Raw genomic sequence first — 17,681 nt, 5'->3', positions numbered from 1 at the left:
GTGGTTAAATGAAAGTTTCTCTTAACTGGCTCAAAGATTATATCGACCTCGATGGCATTACGATTGAACAGATTGTCGATAAGCTTACATACGCTGGATTGGAAATTGAAGAAGTAATCGATCAGGCTAAAATGTATGAAAATATTGTGGTTGGTTATGTTAAAGAAAGAAAAAAACATCCCAATGCCGACAAATTATCGCTTTGTATTGTAAACGACGGCAGCAGGGACTACAGTGTCATATGCGGCGCACCAAACGTTGCGCAAGGTCAAAAAGTACCTTTCGCAAAAATCGGAGCGGTTATTCCTTCAAACGGATTAAAAATTGAAAAAGTTAAATTACGCGGCGAAATGTCGGAAGGAATGATTTGTTCCGAAAAAGAACTCTCCATAAGCGACAATCACGAGGGTATAATGGTGCTCGATTCGTCTTTCGAGACGGGTTTACCTTTCTCGAAAGTAATGAATCTGGATGATGTAATTCTCGATATTGCAATTACTCCAAACAGAGCAGATGCACTAAGTCACATCGGTATTGCCAGGGATTTAGCTGCATTGTTTGAAAAAAAATTAAAAATGCCCCAGATTGAACTTGAAGAAATTGAAGAGGATTCTGCTAAATATGCTTCTGTCGAAATTATTGACACTGAAAATTGTCCACGTTACGTTGCTAAAGTTGTCTTAAATGTTGAAATTAAAGAGTCACCCGACTGGTTGAAAAAGAGAATCGAAAGTATCGGTTTACGTCCAATCAATAACGTTGTTGATGTAACGAATTTTGTTTTATACGAAGTTGGTCAACCTCTACACGCATTCGATCTTGATAAATTAGCGGGGAAAAAAATTATAGTAAAAAAAGCAAGTGAAGGCGAAAAATTTGTGACACTCGATTCGAAGGATAGAATACTTTCGGAGTCCGACTTAATGATTTGCGATGCCGAAAGACCCGTGGCAATCGCAGGCGTTATGGGTGGTGAAAATTCAGAAGTCACAAATGAAACTAAAAACATCTTGATCGAAAGCGCATTCTTTAATCCGTCTTCTGTGCGTAGAACAGCTAAAAGGTTGGGGCTTCAAACAGACGCTTCGTATCGCTTCGAACGCGGAGCTGACTACAACATTACCGTCTGGGCAGCAAAACGAGCAGCTCAGTTGATTTCACTGACTGCTGGCGGAAAAGTATGCAAATCCGAAATTGATATTTATCCCCGACCATTCGAAAAAAAATCTGTCGAATTGAGATACGAAAGAATAAAAAAAATTCTTGGTTACGACATCGAAAAAGAGACAGTGAAAAAAATATTTACAAATCTCGGCTTCGGATTAAAAGAGCTGGACAAATCACTTAAGCTGGATATCCCCTCTTTCAGGCATGATATCGATAGGGAAATTGATCTAATTGAAGAAGTTGCCAGAATTTATGGTTACGATAAAATTCCAGAGGTAGAAAAAATTTCTGTTACTTTAGAAGAAAAAATTGATCAGTCCGAAAATAACGACCGTATCAGAAATATATTTAACTCGCTCGGATTCTACGAGATTTTAACGAATTCACTTCTCAAGGAAGAAATTGCAAGTGATTATGGAAATCCACTCGGAGTGCTTAATCCACAAAGTGCAGAAATGTCGCATTTGAGGCCCTCGTTAATTCCGGGTATGCTTCAGGCAATTTCGAATAACATCAAGGTAAATGAAAAAAATTTACAGCTTTTTGAAATTGGTAAGGTATTCCAAAAAATCAACGATCGAATTGAAACATTTGAAGATTTTAAAGAGAACGAGCACCTGATCATCAGCTTGACGGGAAATGCGGTCGAGGACGAGTGGTACGAGAAAGAAAGGAAATTTGATTTTTATGATCTCAAGGGTTTTACAACCACATTTTTAAATAAATATTTGCCGGGCGCAGAATTTGAATTTAAACGACTCGATTCAGACAAATTTCAATACGGCATGCAAATACTCCAATCTGGCCAGTTGATTGCCTGGGGTGGTAAGTTAGAGGAGCGATTACTTAAACCTTTTGAAATAGATCAGGATGTTTTTGCAGCGGTTTTTGATCTCGATAAAATTAAGTCGATCGAGAAAAAAATTCCTGAATTCAAGGAATTATTGAAATTCCCCAAAGTATTCAGGGATTTTGCATTTATTCTCGATAACGAAATTGAAGCTGATGAAGTAATTAAAGTTATAAGGAATGAAAGCAGTAACTTGTTGCATCATGTTAAGTTATTTGATATTTTTCAAAGTGAAAGTTTAGGGGTGAATAAAAAGAGTCTTGCATTTAGACTCGAATATTACGATCGAAATAGGACACTGACAGAAGAAGAAGTTGACAAAGAATTCAGACGAGCAATAAAAGCCGTCGAAGAAAAATTTAATGCCAAATTAAGAGGCATTTGATGCCCGACTTAAACAAATACGATATGTTTCTCAACGAGCTCGGTTCGCTCGAAAAAGAAATCTACTATTTTTTGCAAAAAGGTCAGGAACTCGTAGAAGCAAATCGATTGTTAAACGAAAAAATAAATCTTCTCGAAAGAGAAAATAGTGAATTAAAGAAAAAAATTTCCGATATTGAAAGCAGGTTGAGTAGAGTTTCAGAAAGTGGAACTCAATTAATTGTTAGTGGAAATAAGGAGGAAAGGGAAGCTTTAAAAAGTAAAATTAGCGAATTGATAGAAATGATTGACTATCATTTGCGTTCTTAAAAATAATGTATGATGATGGAAACGATATAAAATGGCCGAAAAAAAGAAGCTTAAAGTAAAAATATTTGATAAAGAATATTCTCTTTTAGTAGAAAATCAGGAAGTAGCAGCTGAGCTGGCAGAGTATGTCAATAGAATGATGGAAGAGACACAGGAAGAGCTGCCCGATCAACCGAAGGATACGATAGCAATAATTGCAGCATTAAATATTGCATATGATTTATTCGTTGAAAGGAATAAATTTCGTGAATTTAGTATCCAGGCTACCGATAAAATAAAGAAAATAAAGCTTCTTTTAGACGAGTCCAGTTTTATATCCTCACCATCATAATCCAAGGTTTTTCCGCAGAGCCGGTGAATTTATAAAAAAGAACTAACAAATAATAACTAAAAGGGTTATTGACTCACGGCGTGTATTACAGGCCTCGCCCGGTTTCGACCGGGATCTCGTCTTTTGACGGGACAGTGGAAGTAAAAAGCGTCGGGCAATTTCCCGCATTGCTTAGGAAAGGGTTCTTTTCCTATAAAGCAACTCCGGCTCCTGCGGATTATTATATTCTTATTTATGGAGGAATTATGCAATTGGAGTTGTATCTGGTGTTAATCGGTGCAATAGTCTTTGCGCTGGCTTTCTTGCTCGGTTGGTTTATTAATTCTAAAATCGGCAAGAATAATATTGCACTTGCTAAAGAAAAAGCTCAAAAAATTGTTGAAGAAGCTGAAAAAGAAGCCAAACATATAAAAAGAGAAAAACTTCTCGAGGTTAAGGACGAGTGGCTTAAAAAAAAGCAAGAGTTCGATAACGAAGTTAACACAAAAAAACAGAAACTTCAGAATTACGAAAAGCAGCTCGAATCCCGAGAGGAAAATCTCGAAAAAAAATATGACGTCGTTAATCAAAAAGAAAAAGCATTAAAGGACTTAGAAAAACAACTTCAGCTTCAAAAAGAAGAAATTGAGAAGAAACAGGAAGAGCTTTCGCGTTTACTCGTAGAACAGAATGCAAAACTAGAAAAAATTGCCGGTCTGACTTCGGAAGAGGCTAAAAAAATGCTTATGGATAATATGATAAGTAAAGCCAAAGCAGACGCCTCTCAGATGATTAAAGAAATTAGAGACCAGGCAAAAATTGAAGCTAAAAAAGAAGCTCAAAAAATAATTATTCAGGCTATCCAGAGGACGGCAGTCGACCACTCGGTCGAATCGACAGTTTCGGTCGTTCAAATTCAGAACGACGAAATGAAAGGTCGTATTATAGGTCGTGAAGGACGAAACATTCGCTCCTTCGAAGCTGCAACTGGCGTCGATGTAATTGTCGATGATACACCAGAGGCGGTAATATTGTCTGCATTCGATCAATTCAGACGAGAAGTAGCCCGTATTGCCCTCGAACGTTTAATTGCCGACGGGCGAATTCATCCTGCTCGCATTGAAGAAGTGGTTGCAAAAGTTGAACAGGAACTCGAAGAGGAAATCCAAAAAGAAGGTGAAAATACAATTATCCAGCTTGGATTGCACGGTTTCCATCCTGAACTCGTTAAACACATCGGTAAAATGAAATATCGTTCGAGCTATGGCCAGAATTTATTACAGCACAGCATCGAAGTGGCTTATCTGACGGGCATTATGGCTGCCGAACTGGGGTTCGATGTTAATCTGGCTAAACGTGCTGGATTGCTTCACGATATCGGAAAAACAATCGATCGCGACGTTGAAGGTCCTCATGCTCTGCTTGGTTATGAACTTACAAAAAAATATCGCGAACATCCAATCGTTGTAAATGCTGTTGGCAGTCATCATGAAGATATTGAAATGGAACATCCGATTGCAGCTTTGGTGCAGGCTGCCGATGCGATCAGCGGCGCACGCCCGGGTGCACGTCGCGAACCTCTCGAAAGCTATGTCAAACGCCTCGAAAATCTCGAAGCACTTGCTAAATCGTTCGAAGGCGTTGCCAAAACTTATGCAATTCAAGCCGGCAGAGAGGTAAGAGTGGTTGTAGAACCCGACCACGTGGACGATACTCTTGCCGATCGGCTCTCTTACGAAATTGCCCAAAAAATTCAAGAAGAAATGGAATATCCTGGTCAAATTAAAGTTACTGTTATAAGAGAAGTAAGAAAAATTGCATACGCTAAATAAATTAGACGGCTGCTTTATAATCCTTGTATGAGGATTATAATGCAGCCTTTATTGTTACAGTTATCACCGGAATTCTTGTGAAAGATAAATTACTGATTGGCATTACCGGGGGACTTGGAGCTGGCAAGTCGGTTGCCTGCAAATTTCTTGAATCGAAAGGCTTTCCCGTTATTATCTCCGATTTACTTGCCAAAGACCTGATGAAAAATGACCACTCTATTAAAGAAAAATTAATACGCCTGTTGGGAAACGATATTTATGTAAATGGAGAATTAAATACAAAATTTTTTGCTGAAAAAATCTTCAATTCAGATGAGTTACTGTCCCAGGTCAACTCAATAGTTCATCCACCAACCATCGAAGCAACTTTAAATCTGGCTGAAAAATATTTTAATAAACATGATATTGTATTTGTGGAATCTGCTCTTTTGTACGAAGCTAATATGGAGGATTTATTCGATTATGTTATCCTTATTTATTCACCAGAAAAACTGAGAATAAAAAGGGCAATGCAAAAGGGAATGACTAAAGAAGATATCATCAGAAGGATGAATTATCAAATGAAAGACGAAATTAAAAAATCTAAAGCCGATTTTGTGATTGAAAACAATTCAACGATTGAAGATTTACAAGAGAAATTGAATTTTATTCTTAAACTGATTTCAATGACACAATCATAAAGGTGAAAAAGTGAATCCCATTAATCGTACAATTGTTGAATTTGTAAAGCTGCTGCCAAAAGCAGTAGTACGCAAATTTGCGAATCGCTATATCGCCGGCGAATCATTAGTCGATGGTGTAAAAGTCGTTAAAGAACTTAACTCCAAAGGGATTGTTGCAACTATGGACGTACTCGGTGAATCGGTTACAAACAAGGAAGAATCAATTCTGGCAAAAAAAGAATATCTCGAAGTACTGGATGCTATCGAAAAACACAAATTGAAATCGAATATATCAGTTAAGCCGACACAGATGGGACTCAATATCGACAGGGAATTTTGTTATGAACAAATTGCCGAGTTAGCCGAGAGAGCCCGACTTTATAATAATTTTTTAAGAATCGATATGGAAGATTCTTCCACTACTGACGATACTTTTTATGTCTACAGAAAATTAAAAGAAAAATATTCCAATGTTGGTATTGTTATCCAGGCTTATCTCAAAAGAACAATGGATGATATCAAACAACCCGAGATGAAAGATGCTAATTATCGACTTTGTAAAGGAATTTATATCGAGCCGGATGAAATAGCTTATAAAGGCAAAGAAGAAATTCGCAATAATTATTTGAGAATACTCGAATATTTACTGGACAACGGAAATTATGTAGGAATTGCTACTCACGACGATTACCTCGTCAATAAAGCATATGAGATGATTAATAATAAAAACATTGGAAAAGAAAAATATGAATTCCAGATGCTATACGGAGTTAAAGAAAAATTAAGAGACCGTATTAATTCCAATGGAGACACAATTAGAATATATGTTCCGTTCGGGAAACACTGGTATAACTATTCGATCAGACGTTTGCAGGAAAATCCGATGGTTGCCTGGTATATAACAAAAAGTATTTTTATGCCAAATACGGTATCAAGATGAATATCTTAGGAATCGAAACTTCCTGTGACGAAACATCGGTTGCCGTTATTTCCGACGGGAGACTAATGGCAAATTTAATTTCGTCCCAAGATTTTCATACTAACTACGGTGGAGTTGTCCCTGAACTGTCGAGCCGCGCGCACTTACAAATTTTAATGCCTTTAATTAATAAAGCACTCGATAAAACAGGCTTGAAGCTCGATGAGCTGGATGTTATCTCAGCAACTGCGGGACCTGGATTGATAGGAGCTCTATTGGTGGGACTTACTTTTGGCAAAGGACTGGCATATTCACTGGGCAAAACTTTTATTCCGGTCAATCATATTGAAGGACATATTTTTTCAGGATTCCTGATGGAGGAAAAACCTGACTTCCCGTATCTTTGTCTGGTTGTTTCGGGTGGGCATACTTTATTATTGCTAGTTAAAAGCGATTATGAAATAATAAAACTTGGCACTACAATTGATGATGCCGCAGGCGAAGCATTCGATAAAGTATCGAAAATGCTGGGACTTGGTTATCCTGGAGGACCAATGATTCAAAAGTATGCGGAAATGTATAAGGGCGAATTAATTGATTTCCCTGTATCACGCTGTAAAAATAAATACGATTTTTCGTTTAGTGGATTGAAAACTGCTGTATTACGGTTTATCGAAAAACAATACGGCGGTGTCGGGCGCGTACCGATTGAAGAGTTACCATTACTTGCAGCTTCATTTCAGAGTGCAGCAGTTAGAGCACTAGCAGAAAAGACGGAAGTGGCAATAAGTGAATTTAATCCTAAATCACTTTCACTAGTGGGAGGTGTTGCAGCAAACATCCATTTGAGGAATACATTGAATGAAATGGCTAAGAAATACAATAAAAAATTTATTGTTCCGTCGATAGATTTTTGTGGGGATAACGCCGCCATGATTGCTTACAGAGGTATGAAGCTTTATGAAGGTGGCTACCGTTTCAACTTTGACTTTAATGCTTATCCCGGTTTAAAAGAAAATCCTTTCATTAAAGAATACAAGAGTGCAGATTAATGCAAAAAATAAACCTGAATAAATACTTTTCGAACAATGAAATTTATCTTATCGCCGGCGTTTTTGCTTTTGTGCTCTCTGTGTTTATTTTCACATTCTTTTCGCCAAATTATTACGAATCAGATGAACCTATAGAATTAATAATTCCCAGAGGTGCTACCCTTAATCAAGTTATCGATTCGCTCTATTCAAAAAAAGTTATTAAGGGTAAATTCAACATAAAAGTGGCGGCATTTATTTATGGAGCCGATAAGAAAATTAAAGCCGGTAAATATAAAATTCCCAACGGGTTAAGTTATCTCGACCTGATTGAACTTTTTATCGATGCCAGTCAAGCTACGCAGATAAGGGTTACTATTCCAGAAGGAATATGGATGAAAGATCTGGCATCACTTCTACAAAAGGAATTGAATATTGATTCGGCAAAAGTGATGGAACTCAGCAGGAGCAGGTCGTTTTTGAGGTCACTTGGACTTGATGAAAATATTAATTCTCTCCAGGGTTATCTTTTACCTGAAACATACTATTTTTATCCTGCGAGCGAGGCAGAAGAAATATTAAGAAAATTAAAATCGGAAATGGACACTTTGTTCAATAAACCTGAAGTTCAAAAACGGATGAAAGAATTAGGAATGAATAAACATGAAATTCTTACACTCGCTTCGATAATCGATGCAGAGTCTAATAATTTCTCAGAGTTCAAAACAATTTCGGGAGTTTATCATAACCGTTTGAAAAGAGGAATGCTGCTGCAAGCCGACCCGACAGTTCAATTTTTAATACGCCACAGAAAAAATAAAAAAGTTTATTATAAAGATCTGGAAATCGATTCGAGATATAACACATATAAATATCCTGGTTTACCGCCAGGACCCATTAATAATCCCGGCAAAGATGCAATAATGGCTGCACTTTATCCGGAGAAGCATAATTATTATTATTTTGTAGCAGATGGCAATGGTGGTCATAAATTTGCTTCCACTCCAAGTGAACACGAACAAAACGTACTGGAATACAGACAATGGCGAAGAAGTCAGAACAATTAATAGTATTACTGATCTTCATCTTCTTGCAAAGCTGCGCCAATCAACTACCTCCAGGAGGTGGACCCGAAGACACAATGCCGCCGTCTGTAGTCGAAGTCAATCCTCCACCAGGCTCCACAAATTTTAATGGAAATTCAATCGAGGTTACTTTTAGCGAATACATTAATAAAAGTTCTGTGCGTAATGCCATCTTTGTTTCCCCACCTCTGAAATATCCCATTAAATACAGGTGGAGTGGTACAACATTACGACTCGAATTGAGGGATACACTTAGGAGGAATACGACCTATACGATTACAATTGGAGCTGAAGTTGAGGACTATAATAGCCGAAATAAAATGCTCGAGCCTTATACGTTTGCTTTCTCAACTGGCAATACAATTGATGTTGGAAAAGTTGCCGGGAAAGTCTACGATGACAATCCCTCCGGCGTTATGATTTTAGCATTTAAACACAACGCAGGGACGGAAGATCTTTCTATGAAAGAACCCGATTATATTTCTCAAGTTGGCAAGAATGGGCGTTACATGCTACTCGGACTGAGTAATGGTGAATATGATGTAATAGCGATTAAAGATAAACTGAACGACCTGAAATATCAAATTAATGATGATTATTACGGCGTACAATTTAAAAGAGTTATAATCGACGAGGGGAATAAGGAAATTAACGATCTCGATTTTATGTTAACTTTGGGCGACACAATCCCTCCCAAATTATCCGATGCCAGAGCTATAGATAGTTATCGGTATTTAATAGAATTTAACGAATCAGTTGATAGCACTAAGATAAACTCCACTAATTTTTATTTAGTCGATTCGCTGACAGAAAAGAGATTTGATCCGCGCTTCTTTTATAAAGGGAAAGGGAAGAAAAATCAATTTTATATTTCCTTGCAGGACACATTGCCTAAAAGTGGTAAAACTTTTCTCGTAGCGGAAAATATTCCCGATTTAAATGGCAATTTGAATACACGTGATATTATTCCAATAACGCCAATTTCTAAGGAAGATACCTCAGCCCCCGCATTTATCGGTATCGAAGGCGTTTATCCGGAAAATAAAATCGATTATGAAAATCCTGTAATTAGATGCACTTTCGACGAAGGTTTTGCTTTCCCCGATAGTTTTATTGTTGTCTCCGATAAAAAAGGTAATAGTTTCTCATATCGACTCGAAAAAATAGACGATGCGGCTTTCAATATAATCCTCAAATCGAGACTTCGTCAGGCATCCGAATATGAATTGAAAATCAATCTGAGTAAAATAACCGATCTGCAAGGAAATAAAGCCGATTCAGTTCTCTCGGTAAATTTTACAACGGCAAATGAACTTGAATTTTCTGCTGTATCTGGAAACGTCATATCTAATAGAGACAGTTCGAATATTTATATCGTGTTAAAAAGTGTCGACACGGGAAAAAATTATATTAAAAAAGCTGTAGCTAATAAATTCGAAATAAACAAAGTAATACCTGGTAAATACGTAATGTGGAACTTTGTCGATTCAGACGGTAACGGTAGCTATTCTTATGGAAGTATTAAGCCGTATAGATATGCTGAGAAATTCAGTTATTATCCGGATACATTAAATCTGAGAGCACGTTGGCCTGTTGGAGGTATTAATTTATATTGTAAATAATTATTTATAAATCCAGTATTTCTTAATTACACTCTTATATCTATCCAATCCTTCAGTTAATAACTCTTTAATGTCTTCCACCTTATAATTTTTTATAAATGCTTTTCTTATTTTGTCGGTACCCATAACCAGGTCGAACATTTTAATTCGTGAAGAATCGGCGAGAGCGAAAAGATTTTTATCGGGATACAGTTCGTTATGAACTTGCATAAAATAGAACTGGACTAACAATAAATTCGCTGCGTCTTTATTAGTAATATAAAATTGTACACCGTTGAGTACCACATCTTTCCATTTACCATAATAGGGTTTGTAAGAAATAGGCCGAAATTTAACTCCCTTTAAGTTGAGGGCATTCATCTTATCGGCGAGTAGATCTGGATCAATCCATTCAGCTGCAAATGTCCTGAAAGGGAGCGTATAGCCAACTCCGATCGAAACTACGTTGAGTTCTCCCAGTATGCCTGAAGCAGCCATATAAAATGGGGTATCGGAATCGGGGACGTGATTTGAAGTGGGGACCCATAATAATCCTGTTTCGTTATAATTCATTGTTCGCTTCCAGCCTTCCATTGGAATTATTTTCAGATTGCATTTTTTACCTTTCGGTTTAAGGATTTCCTCGTTTATAAAACTCCCAAGTTCACCTGGTGTCAGTCCGTATACATAGGGTATCGGGAAATATCCAACAAATGATTGGAAGAGTGTATCGAGCGGTGGGCCTTCGACTTTATGACCATTAATCGGATTTGGGCGGTCGAGAATTACAAATTCGATATTATTTTCTGCCGCTGCTTCCATCGCCATTCCAAGTGTAGTAATGTAAGTGTAAGAACGCAGACCTACATCCTGAATGTCATAAACAAGGATATCAATTTCTTCCATCATTTCTTTGGTCGGTTTTTTGGTCTCGCCGTAGAGCGAGAATACTTTTATATTTTTATACTCCTCCGAGCTGATATATTCCCCTGCACTTTTACTGCCACGTAGTCCGTGTTCGGGTGTAAAAATTGCCTTTAGATTAATCTTTTCTGTATTGAGAAAAATATCTACAGTAGAGATTAAGTCTTTATTGACTCCTGTGGAATTAGTAATCAGGCCGATGCGTTTTCCCGATAGCTCGCGAAAATTGTCTCTGACCAACACATCGATTCCCGGTAAAACCGTTTGAGCTGTATACCCATAGTTTATAAATAGTATTATGAGTAAAACAGAAATTTTTCTCATAGAGTGAGTGAGTCTTTAATAATGTTGGTTATTAATCTTACGTTATGATTAACATCGTCGAGTAAAGCATTGGCACTTTTAAGAATTTCGTGTGCAATTGTCTTATTATCGAGCGAGCCTAAATTGATCAAAATATTTAAATAAGCTCCATTGGCTGCTGCGCCTATAAGTGTAGCTGCAACGCCCGCATCCGATATTGAATTCCGGTTCCCTTTCTCGGCCACGGTCTTAATATGAATAAAAACAGCTGAGCAGTTTTTTAAAACTTCCATCGGAATAGCAGCTGCTTCGAGTGTTGCATTCTGAATTTCTTTTTTTCTTGTCTCAGCCTGTTCTTCATTTTCTTTGGGAAGTTTATAAGATTCCATAACTTTGTTAAATGCTTCGTTGTCCTTCTCAGCCAGAATTAAAAAGTTTTTCTGGTAAGTGCTGAGCTTATCTTTTGTCTCTTCGATTTCTTTCTCTACGTCGGCATATTTTTTCTTCCCGATTGTTAAATTGCAAACCATAATGCCGAGACTCGAAGCGAGGGCTCCACAAAATGCAGCTACGTTTCCTCCACCAGGAGTTGGAGATGAAGATGCAATTTCATCAAGGTATTGTTCAATTGTTTTTTTAATATCCATATTAAAATTTCCTTTTTTTATATCATGTATTCGATAATTTTTTCTTCGGGCTTGAAGGGGGCTAAATAATTCAGACCGAGATTTTCAATTGCCGCATTGATTAGATCTCTTTCGTTATTGGTTTTGTCCTTTGTATAAAATTTTCCTGCCATTAAGAGAGCTTCTTTAGGAACAAGACCGACAATTTCACTCCCTTTTACTTTGACTCCTAAGCGGTTTGCTTCCTTTTTAACTTCTTCAAAAGCTACATGGAGAGGGGTAACCTTGTAATTAGTAAGATTCATAGAAACCTGAGTCAAATTAAATTTTTCGAGTGCAACACCCATCCCTTTAACTGATTTTAATCTGCCAGGAACTTTAATGGTTTTGCCATCTTTTTTGAGTATGTTGCCATTTTTGTCGCGTTTTGGATAGCCGCTTTCTCTCAATACTTCGGCTATTTCTTTTGCATAAGATAAATCAGTGGAATCGATGTTTACATTATAAGCAATAAGGAAAAAGCGAGCACCCGTTACAATTGCTCCCAATTTTGGATTAAAGACTGCTGGTCCGTAGTCAGGCTGCCATTCAGGGTCTTTTAATTTTTCTTCGAGTCCTTCATATTCACCTTTTCGAATGTTAGCAAGATTTTGTCTTTCAGGTTTGCGTGCTGAATATTCGTAGAGATAGACCGGGACGTTTAGTTTTTCTGAAATAATTTCAGCATACTTTTCAGATATTTTTACACATTCTTCCATAGTACTGTCGGAAATGGGAATAAACGGCACGACATCGATAGCTCCGATTCTTGGATGTTCGCCTTTGTGATATCTCATATCAATATGTTCTGCTGCAGCTATACTCGCATTGACTGCTCCTTCGAGAATTCCCTCGTCTGTGCCTGCCATGGTTACAACTACCCGATTATAATCTTCATCCGGCTCGAGATTCAATAACTTTACTCCTTTTGTCGAATCGATTGCCGATTTTATTGCTTCAAAAGTTATCTGGTTTTTCCCTTCGCTGAAATTGGGAACGCATTCAATAATTTTCATGATTACTCCATTTCGCGTTTATATATTATTTTCCCTTTCTTAATGGTCATTACGTTTAGATTATTGCCGATACTATAAATTATTTCAGAAATTTCTTTTGCTTTCAATAAGGCAAAGTCAGCCTGTTTTCCAATTTCAATACTACCGAGAAGGTTGTTCATTCCAATTGCTTTTGCTGCATTAATTGTAGTGGCAGAAATTATCTCTTCGACTGACATTTTCATTTTTAATGCCGCCAGACTCATAATAAAATGAAAATCGGCAATATGCGAACTGCCTGGATTAAAATCCGTTGATAATGCAACCGTAGCGTTACGATCGATTAATTTCCTGGCGGGAGCGTAATTATAGTCAAGAAAAAAAGATACTCCAGGCAGCAAAACAGCCGTTAATTCTGAATTTGCAATTTTATCGATCTCATTATCATCAACTATTTCGAGATGATCAACCGAATAGGCCGAATGTTTAAGAGCCACTTCGATTCCACCTATGCTGTGAAATTGATTGGTATGAAGTCTCAGTTTAAATCCCAGCTCTTTTGCCTTTTTAAAAATTAAATCAGTTTCTTCTGGACTGAAAGCTGTTTTTTCGCAAAATACATCTGTAAAATCCGCCAGAGCATTTTTGCTGATATAAGGTAAAAGTTCATCGGTGATTAATTTCAAGTACGCCGAATGATCGTTTTTGTATTCAGGTGGATAAGTATGAGCTCCGAGAAATGTGGGAATAATATCAATCTGTGAATTTTTTTTGAAGTAATTTATTACCTGCAAAAGTTTAATTTCGTCGTAATAGCTCAAGCCGTATCCGCTTTTTATTTCGAGGGTTGTAATTCCCTGAGAAATAAATTTTTTTATTCGGGGAGAAAGGAGTCGAATTAATTCATCGTGCGAAGCCCGTCTTACTGAATTTACAGTTGAAATAATACCTCCACCTTCTTCGGCAATTATTTCATAGGATTTGCCCAATAATCGCATCAAGAATTCTTTTGAACGATTTCCGGCAAAAGCGCTGTGCGTATGGCATTCAACAAAACCGGGCAAAACCAATAAACCTTCGGCGTCGATTATTTCGTCTGCATTAATTCGAGAGAGCGATGAGTTCGGCAGTATATCTTTTATCCATCCGTCTTCAATATAAATCGAATGTCCTGTCAAAATATCCAGATCATTCATTCGCTTGCCCGATTTTGAGTTTTGTCCAGATGTATTAACAGTAACAATCTGATCTGGATTTTTGATTAAAAGATTCACCAAAAAATACCTTAATTTTTGTTTGAATTAATATATAGAATAAAGTCGTCTATTTCTAATTTTTGTTAAAGGGCATAATATTTCGTATTTTTCGAAAATAAAAAAAAGGATCTTACCAAAATGCCTTCAACGTTTAAAATCCTTTTTGTAACCCCTGAGGCAGTCCCATTTGTTAAAACTGGTGGTGTGGCCGATGTATCTTCTGCGCTCCCCCAGCGTTTACAGGAAATGGGTCACGACGTTCGTATTATATTGCCCAAATACGGTGCAATTGACGAACGAAAATTTAAGATTCACGAGGTGGTTAGATTAAAGGATATTACGGTTAAGATTGCCGATAAAGATGTCGTTTTTTCGCTGAGATCTTCATTTTTAGTGGGACCAAAGGCACGCGTACAAATTTATTTTCTTGATAATCCCGAATATTTCGGGAATCGTCACAGTCTTTATGCCGATCCGATTACCGGCGAAGAATTTCCTGACAATGACGAGCGTTTTATATTATTTGCAAAAGCTGTATTCGAACTGATGCTCAAGCTCGGATGGACTCCTGACGTGATCCATTGTAACGACTGGCAGAGTGGTCTGGTGCCTGTTTATATGAAAACAATTTATAAAGACGAGCCGCAATTTTCATCTACTAAAACTTTACTTACAATCCACAATATATTTCAGCAGGGGGAATTTCCTCTCTCCTCATTCGAAAAAACAGGATTACCTGAAAAATTGGCTTCCGAAGAGGGATTGTTCCACAATAACAAAGTTAATTTTCTAAAAGGCGGTATCTTATTTGCAGACAAAATAAATACAGTAAGTGAAACTTATGCCAGGGAATTGACAACGTCAAAGATCAACAGTGCAGGTTTGAATCACTATCTTAAAAAAAGAAGTAAAGATTTATTGGGAATCGTAAATGGTATCGACAGATTGATCTGGGACCCGGAAAAAGACACAAAAATACCCCAGAAGTACTCTATCAAAAAACTCGACAATAAGAAAGAAAATAAAAGAATATTGTCGGAAAATTTCGGCTTTGAATATGAAGAAAGCGTTCCAATCATTGGAGTAATCTCGCGTCTGACGGATGAAAAAGGAATGGATCTACTTCAGAAAGCTCTTCCTCAATTGATGAAACTAAATATTAAGATGGTATTACTGGGAACAGGCGATAAAAAATATACAAAATTTTTCAGTGATGTTGCGACAAAATACCGAGGTAAATTTTCGTGTTTCGTCGGATTCGACGAAGACCTTGCTCATTTAATCGAAGCTGGCGCCGATATGTTCCTAATGCCGTCGAAAATCGAGCCATGTGGACTCAATCAACTTTATAGTCTTAAGTATGGCACAGTTCCGATTGTGCACAAAACCGGTGGTCTGGCAGATACAATTATTCAATTTGATGAAAAGACAAAAACCGGAAACGGGTTTGTATTTGAAAAATATACTGTAACCGATTTACTCGGAGCCGTAAAGAGAGCTCTTAAACTTTATAATGAAAACAAAGAATTGTGGACGGAATTGATGAAGATTGGGATGAGAGGGGATTACAGCTGGCTGAGTTCGGCTAAAAAATATGTTGAACTTTATAAAAAGTTAATTGATTAATGCGACCTGCTTTATTTCTGGATCGAGATGGAACAATAAATCATGATCCGGGTTACATACGCGACCCGGATGTAGTCCGTTTGATTGAAGGTGTTGCCGAGAACCTGAAAAATCTCAAAGAGAGATTTGGTTTCAAACTGATTATAATTTCAAATCAAGCTGGTGTGGCAAAGGGACTGATGACCATTGAAGAGGTCGAAGCGGTTAACAAAAGAGTGAAAGATTTACTCGAACAATGCGGTGTGGTTATTGATGCCATCTACTATTGTCCTTATCATCCCGATTTTGACCCACCAGAAAAATCAAATTGTCGGAAACCTTCTCCGTTTATGATTTTACAAGCTGCTAAAGATCATAATATTGATCTTTCGAAATCTTTTATGATTGGCGACAGAGCAAGCGATATTGAAGCCGGTATCAATGCCAAAATTAAAACAATATTGATTGCAAATGAAAACTGTAAGACGGAGATTGAAAACTTGATTAATGACGGTAAAAAACCCAATTTTGTAGCCACTGATTTTTATGAAATCAACAAATTTATTACCCAAAGTTTTGAGGAGGATAATAATTGCTAAGTAAAATTAAACTGATTATTCCAGTTATCTTCGGATTTTTGTTGGTTTCATGTAATCAGGATCCGACCTCCGTGGGATACGATTTAATAAAAGATGATGCCACTCTTTCATTTCACCAGTTTGACACCGATTCCGTTAATGTGAGACTGAATTCATATACATTTCAGCGCAATTTGTCGCTGGGTGTAGCCAGCAAATTACTTTTGGGTAAGAACGATAAATATGAAGCTCAGGCACTGCTGAGATATGAATTTTCACTGCCCGACTCCGTTATTACTTTGGTAAAGGAGAATAATCTGAACATCGCCGAAGCTTCAATTTACGTAAAGTTGAAGTATTATCTCGGCGGTAAATCCCTGCCATTCAACTTTACTGTTCACCGTATAACCAGCAGCTGGAGTACTGCAAGTTTTAATACCGACAGTCTCAACTTGTTACAGTATGAATCCCGGGATATTGCATACGAAAAAGCAATCGACGATACATCGATTGCCTTTAAAATTGACCCTTCCGTAGTTCTCGAATGGATTAAGTTCAGTGTGGATTCAAACTCTGCCGAACCTAATTATGGAATTCTGATAAAGCCCACTCATGATACTCAGAGGATTGTAGGTTTTAATGCATATCAACTTTTTACGGATTCCGACCTGCCATCTTTGACAATTATGTATGGTAGAAATGAAGTAACGGATACTCTATCGACGCTTCCATCTATGGATCTACATGCCATTAAGGGCGAACCGGAAACGTCGGACAACGACATCGTATTACAGGGCGGTTTGTTCAATAGAGGCTTCCTCTATTTTGACCTTGCTGTATTGCCTAAGAATATAATTATTAACAAAGCAGAACTTGAGTTATATGTAGATGAATTAAAAACTTTTGATGGCGAACCGGCTTCCGATTCAATTATAGTTAAAGTGCTGGGGGACAGTACTAAAAAAACTTATACATCCGACAGTACAATCACGACAATTCTATCGAGGAGTGGCAATAAATTCTCGGGAGATATTGCCTGGATTGTTCAGAAATGGATTTCCGATACTTCTTACACAAATCAGGGACTCGAATTATATCTTGCGGACGAAAAAGAATCGCTTGCAACAATCTGGATTCATGGCACCCACTCAGTGAATGCCGACACCCGTCCGAAACTAAAAATTACTTATTTAAAGAGTAGATAG

Annotated in this window: 16 protein-coding genes; 12 read left to right on the top strand and 4 right to left on the bottom strand. The window is 37.4% G+C overall.

Features of this window, described 5'->3' with window-relative positions:
* The first annotated feature begins 8 nt into the window (after nt 1-8).
* From pheT to ACUN8G_RS11975, 9 genes are all read left to right on the top strand, one after another.
* Nucleotides 9-2,402: a phenylalanine--tRNA ligase subunit beta gene (gene pheT, locus ACUN8G_RS12015; protein ID WP_437347141.1), complete on the top strand. Its 2,394-nt coding sequence runs from the start codon at nt 9-11 to the stop codon at nt 2,400-2,402.
* A complete protein-coding gene (locus ACUN8G_RS12010; RefSeq protein ID WP_437347142.1) occupies nt 2,402-2,710 on the top strand; it encodes a hypothetical protein in 309 nt (102 codons plus the stop codon). The genes pheT and ACUN8G_RS12010 overlap by 1 nt, the downstream gene beginning before the upstream one ends.
* A 31-nt stretch (nt 2,711-2,741) precedes the next feature.
* Nucleotides 2,742-3,041, top strand: a complete 300-nt coding sequence (gene zapA, locus ACUN8G_RS12005; RefSeq protein WP_437347143.1) for a cell division protein ZapA — start codon at nt 2,742-2,744, stop codon at nt 3,039-3,041.
* A 245-nt stretch (nt 3,042-3,286) separates the two neighbouring features.
* Nucleotides 3,287-4,852, top strand: coding sequence for a ribonuclease Y (gene rny, locus ACUN8G_RS12000; protein ID WP_437347144.1), 1,566 nt, complete (start codon nt 3,287-3,289; stop codon nt 4,850-4,852).
* Nucleotides 4,853-4,929: 77 nt separating this feature from the next.
* A complete protein-coding gene (gene coaE, locus ACUN8G_RS11995; protein WP_437347145.1) occupies nt 4,930-5,532 on the top strand; it encodes a dephospho-CoA kinase in 603 nt (200 codons plus the stop codon).
* A 10-nt stretch (nt 5,533-5,542) separates the two neighbouring features.
* Nucleotides 5,543-6,454, top strand: a complete 912-nt coding sequence (locus tag ACUN8G_RS11990; RefSeq protein WP_437347146.1) for a proline dehydrogenase family protein — start codon at nt 5,543-5,545, stop codon at nt 6,452-6,454.
* Nucleotides 6,451-7,485 carry a tRNA (adenosine(37)-N6)-threonylcarbamoyltransferase complex transferase subunit TsaD gene (gene tsaD / locus ACUN8G_RS11985; RefSeq protein ID WP_437347147.1) on the top strand — a complete coding sequence of 345 codons (1,035 nt, stop codon included), beginning with the start codon at nt 6,451-6,453 and terminating at the stop codon, nt 7,483-7,485. The genes ACUN8G_RS11990 and tsaD overlap by 4 nt, the downstream gene beginning before the upstream one ends.
* Complete coding sequence (gene mltG / locus ACUN8G_RS11980; protein ID WP_437347148.1) at nt 7,485-8,531, top strand: endolytic transglycosylase MltG; 1,047 nt, start codon at nt 7,485-7,487, stop codon at nt 8,529-8,531. The genes tsaD and mltG overlap by 1 nt, the downstream gene beginning before the upstream one ends.
* Complete coding sequence (locus tag ACUN8G_RS11975) at nt 8,507-10,171, top strand: Ig-like domain-containing domain (RefSeq protein ID WP_437347149.1); 1,665 nt, start codon at nt 8,507-8,509, stop codon at nt 10,169-10,171. Before mltG ends, ACUN8G_RS11975 begins: the two co-directional genes overlap by 25 nt.
* Here ACUN8G_RS11975 and ACUN8G_RS11970 read toward each other — a convergent pair whose 3' ends face one another.
* The 4 genes from ACUN8G_RS11970 to hutI all read right to left on the bottom strand — a co-directional run bounded on the left by ACUN8G_RS11970 (nt 10,172) and on the right by hutI (nt 14,311).
* On the bottom strand, nt 10,172-11,317 hold the full coding sequence (locus ACUN8G_RS11970) for an exo-beta-N-acetylmuramidase NamZ family protein (RefSeq protein WP_445480945.1): 1,146 nt from the start codon (nt 11,315-11,317) through the stop codon (nt 10,172-10,174).
* 77 nt (nt 11,318-11,394) lie between these two features.
* Nucleotides 11,395-12,024 carry a cyclodeaminase/cyclohydrolase family protein gene (locus ACUN8G_RS11965; RefSeq protein ID WP_437347151.1) on the bottom strand — a complete coding sequence of 210 codons (630 nt, stop codon included), beginning with the start codon at nt 12,022-12,024 and terminating at the stop codon, nt 11,395-11,397.
* 17 nt (nt 12,025-12,041) lie between these two features.
* Entirely contained in the window at nt 12,042-13,058 is a 1,017-nt protein-coding gene (gene ftcD, locus ACUN8G_RS11960; RefSeq protein ID WP_437347152.1) for a glutamate formimidoyltransferase, read from the bottom strand.
* Nucleotides 13,059-13,060: 2 nt separating this feature from the next.
* Complete coding sequence (hutI, locus tag ACUN8G_RS11955; protein ID WP_437347153.1) at nt 13,061-14,311, bottom strand: imidazolonepropionase; 1,251 nt, start codon at nt 14,309-14,311, stop codon at nt 13,061-13,063.
* A gap of 120 nt (nt 14,312-14,431) precedes the next feature.
* On the opposite strand from hutI, the gene glgA reads away from it, so the two are divergent.
* Genes glgA through ACUN8G_RS11940 form a run of 3 tightly spaced genes read left to right on the top strand, consistent with a single transcriptional unit; the run spans nt 14,432 to nt 17,681 of the window.
* Complete coding sequence (gene glgA, locus ACUN8G_RS11950) at nt 14,432-15,919, top strand: glycogen synthase GlgA (RefSeq protein WP_437347154.1); 1,488 nt, start codon at nt 14,432-14,434, stop codon at nt 15,917-15,919.
* Nucleotides 15,919-16,497 carry a D-glycero-alpha-D-manno-heptose-1,7-bisphosphate 7-phosphatase gene (locus tag ACUN8G_RS11945; protein ID WP_437347155.1) on the top strand — a complete coding sequence of 193 codons (579 nt, stop codon included), beginning with the start codon at nt 15,919-15,921 and terminating at the stop codon, nt 16,495-16,497. The genes glgA and ACUN8G_RS11945 overlap by 1 nt, the downstream gene beginning before the upstream one ends.
* A complete protein-coding gene (locus ACUN8G_RS11940; protein ID WP_437347156.1) occupies nt 16,491-17,681 on the top strand; it encodes a hypothetical protein in 1,191 nt (396 codons plus the stop codon). Before ACUN8G_RS11945 ends, ACUN8G_RS11940 begins: the two co-directional genes overlap by 7 nt.

Source organism: Melioribacter sulfuriphilus, from assembly GCF_052656625.1.
The sequence above is the reverse complement of the archived record's forward strand: the minus strand, read 5'-3'. Positions and strand labels throughout refer to the sequence as shown.

What these genes read in the sequence shown, in the direction of transcription:
- pheT (WP_437347141.1), top strand. Translation starts at nt 9, where the DNA reads ATGAAAGTTTCTCTTAACTGGCTCAAAGATTATATCGACCTCGATGGC.
- tsaD (WP_437347147.1), top strand. Translation starts at nt 6,451, where the DNA reads ATGAATATCTTAGGAATCGAAACTTCCTGTGACGAAACATCGGTTGCC.
- rny (WP_437347144.1), top strand. Translation starts at nt 3,287, where the DNA reads ATGCAATTGGAGTTGTATCTGGTGTTAATCGGTGCAATAGTCTTTGCG.
- ACUN8G_RS11975 (WP_437347149.1), top strand. Translation starts at nt 8,507, where the DNA reads ATGGCGAAGAAGTCAGAACAATTAATAGTATTACTGATCTTCATCTTC.
- ACUN8G_RS11965 (WP_437347151.1), bottom strand. Translation starts at nt 12,024, where the DNA reads ATGGATATTAAAAAAACAATTGAACAATACCTTGATGAAATTGCATCT.
- zapA (WP_437347143.1), top strand. Translation starts at nt 2,742, where the DNA reads ATGGCCGAAAAAAAGAAGCTTAAAGTAAAAATATTTGATAAAGAATAT.
- ACUN8G_RS11945 (WP_437347155.1), top strand. Translation starts at nt 15,919, where the DNA reads ATGCGACCTGCTTTATTTCTGGATCGAGATGGAACAATAAATCATGAT.
- ACUN8G_RS12010 (WP_437347142.1), top strand. Translation starts at nt 2,402, where the DNA reads ATGCCCGACTTAAACAAATACGATATGTTTCTCAACGAGCTCGGTTCG.
- glgA (WP_437347154.1), top strand. Translation starts at nt 14,432, where the DNA reads ATGCCTTCAACGTTTAAAATCCTTTTTGTAACCCCTGAGGCAGTCCCA.
- ftcD (WP_437347152.1), bottom strand. Translation starts at nt 13,058, where the DNA reads ATGAAAATTATTGAATGCGTTCCCAATTTCAGCGAAGGGAAAAACCAG.
- mltG (WP_437347148.1), top strand. Translation starts at nt 7,485, where the DNA reads ATGCAAAAAATAAACCTGAATAAATACTTTTCGAACAATGAAATTTAT.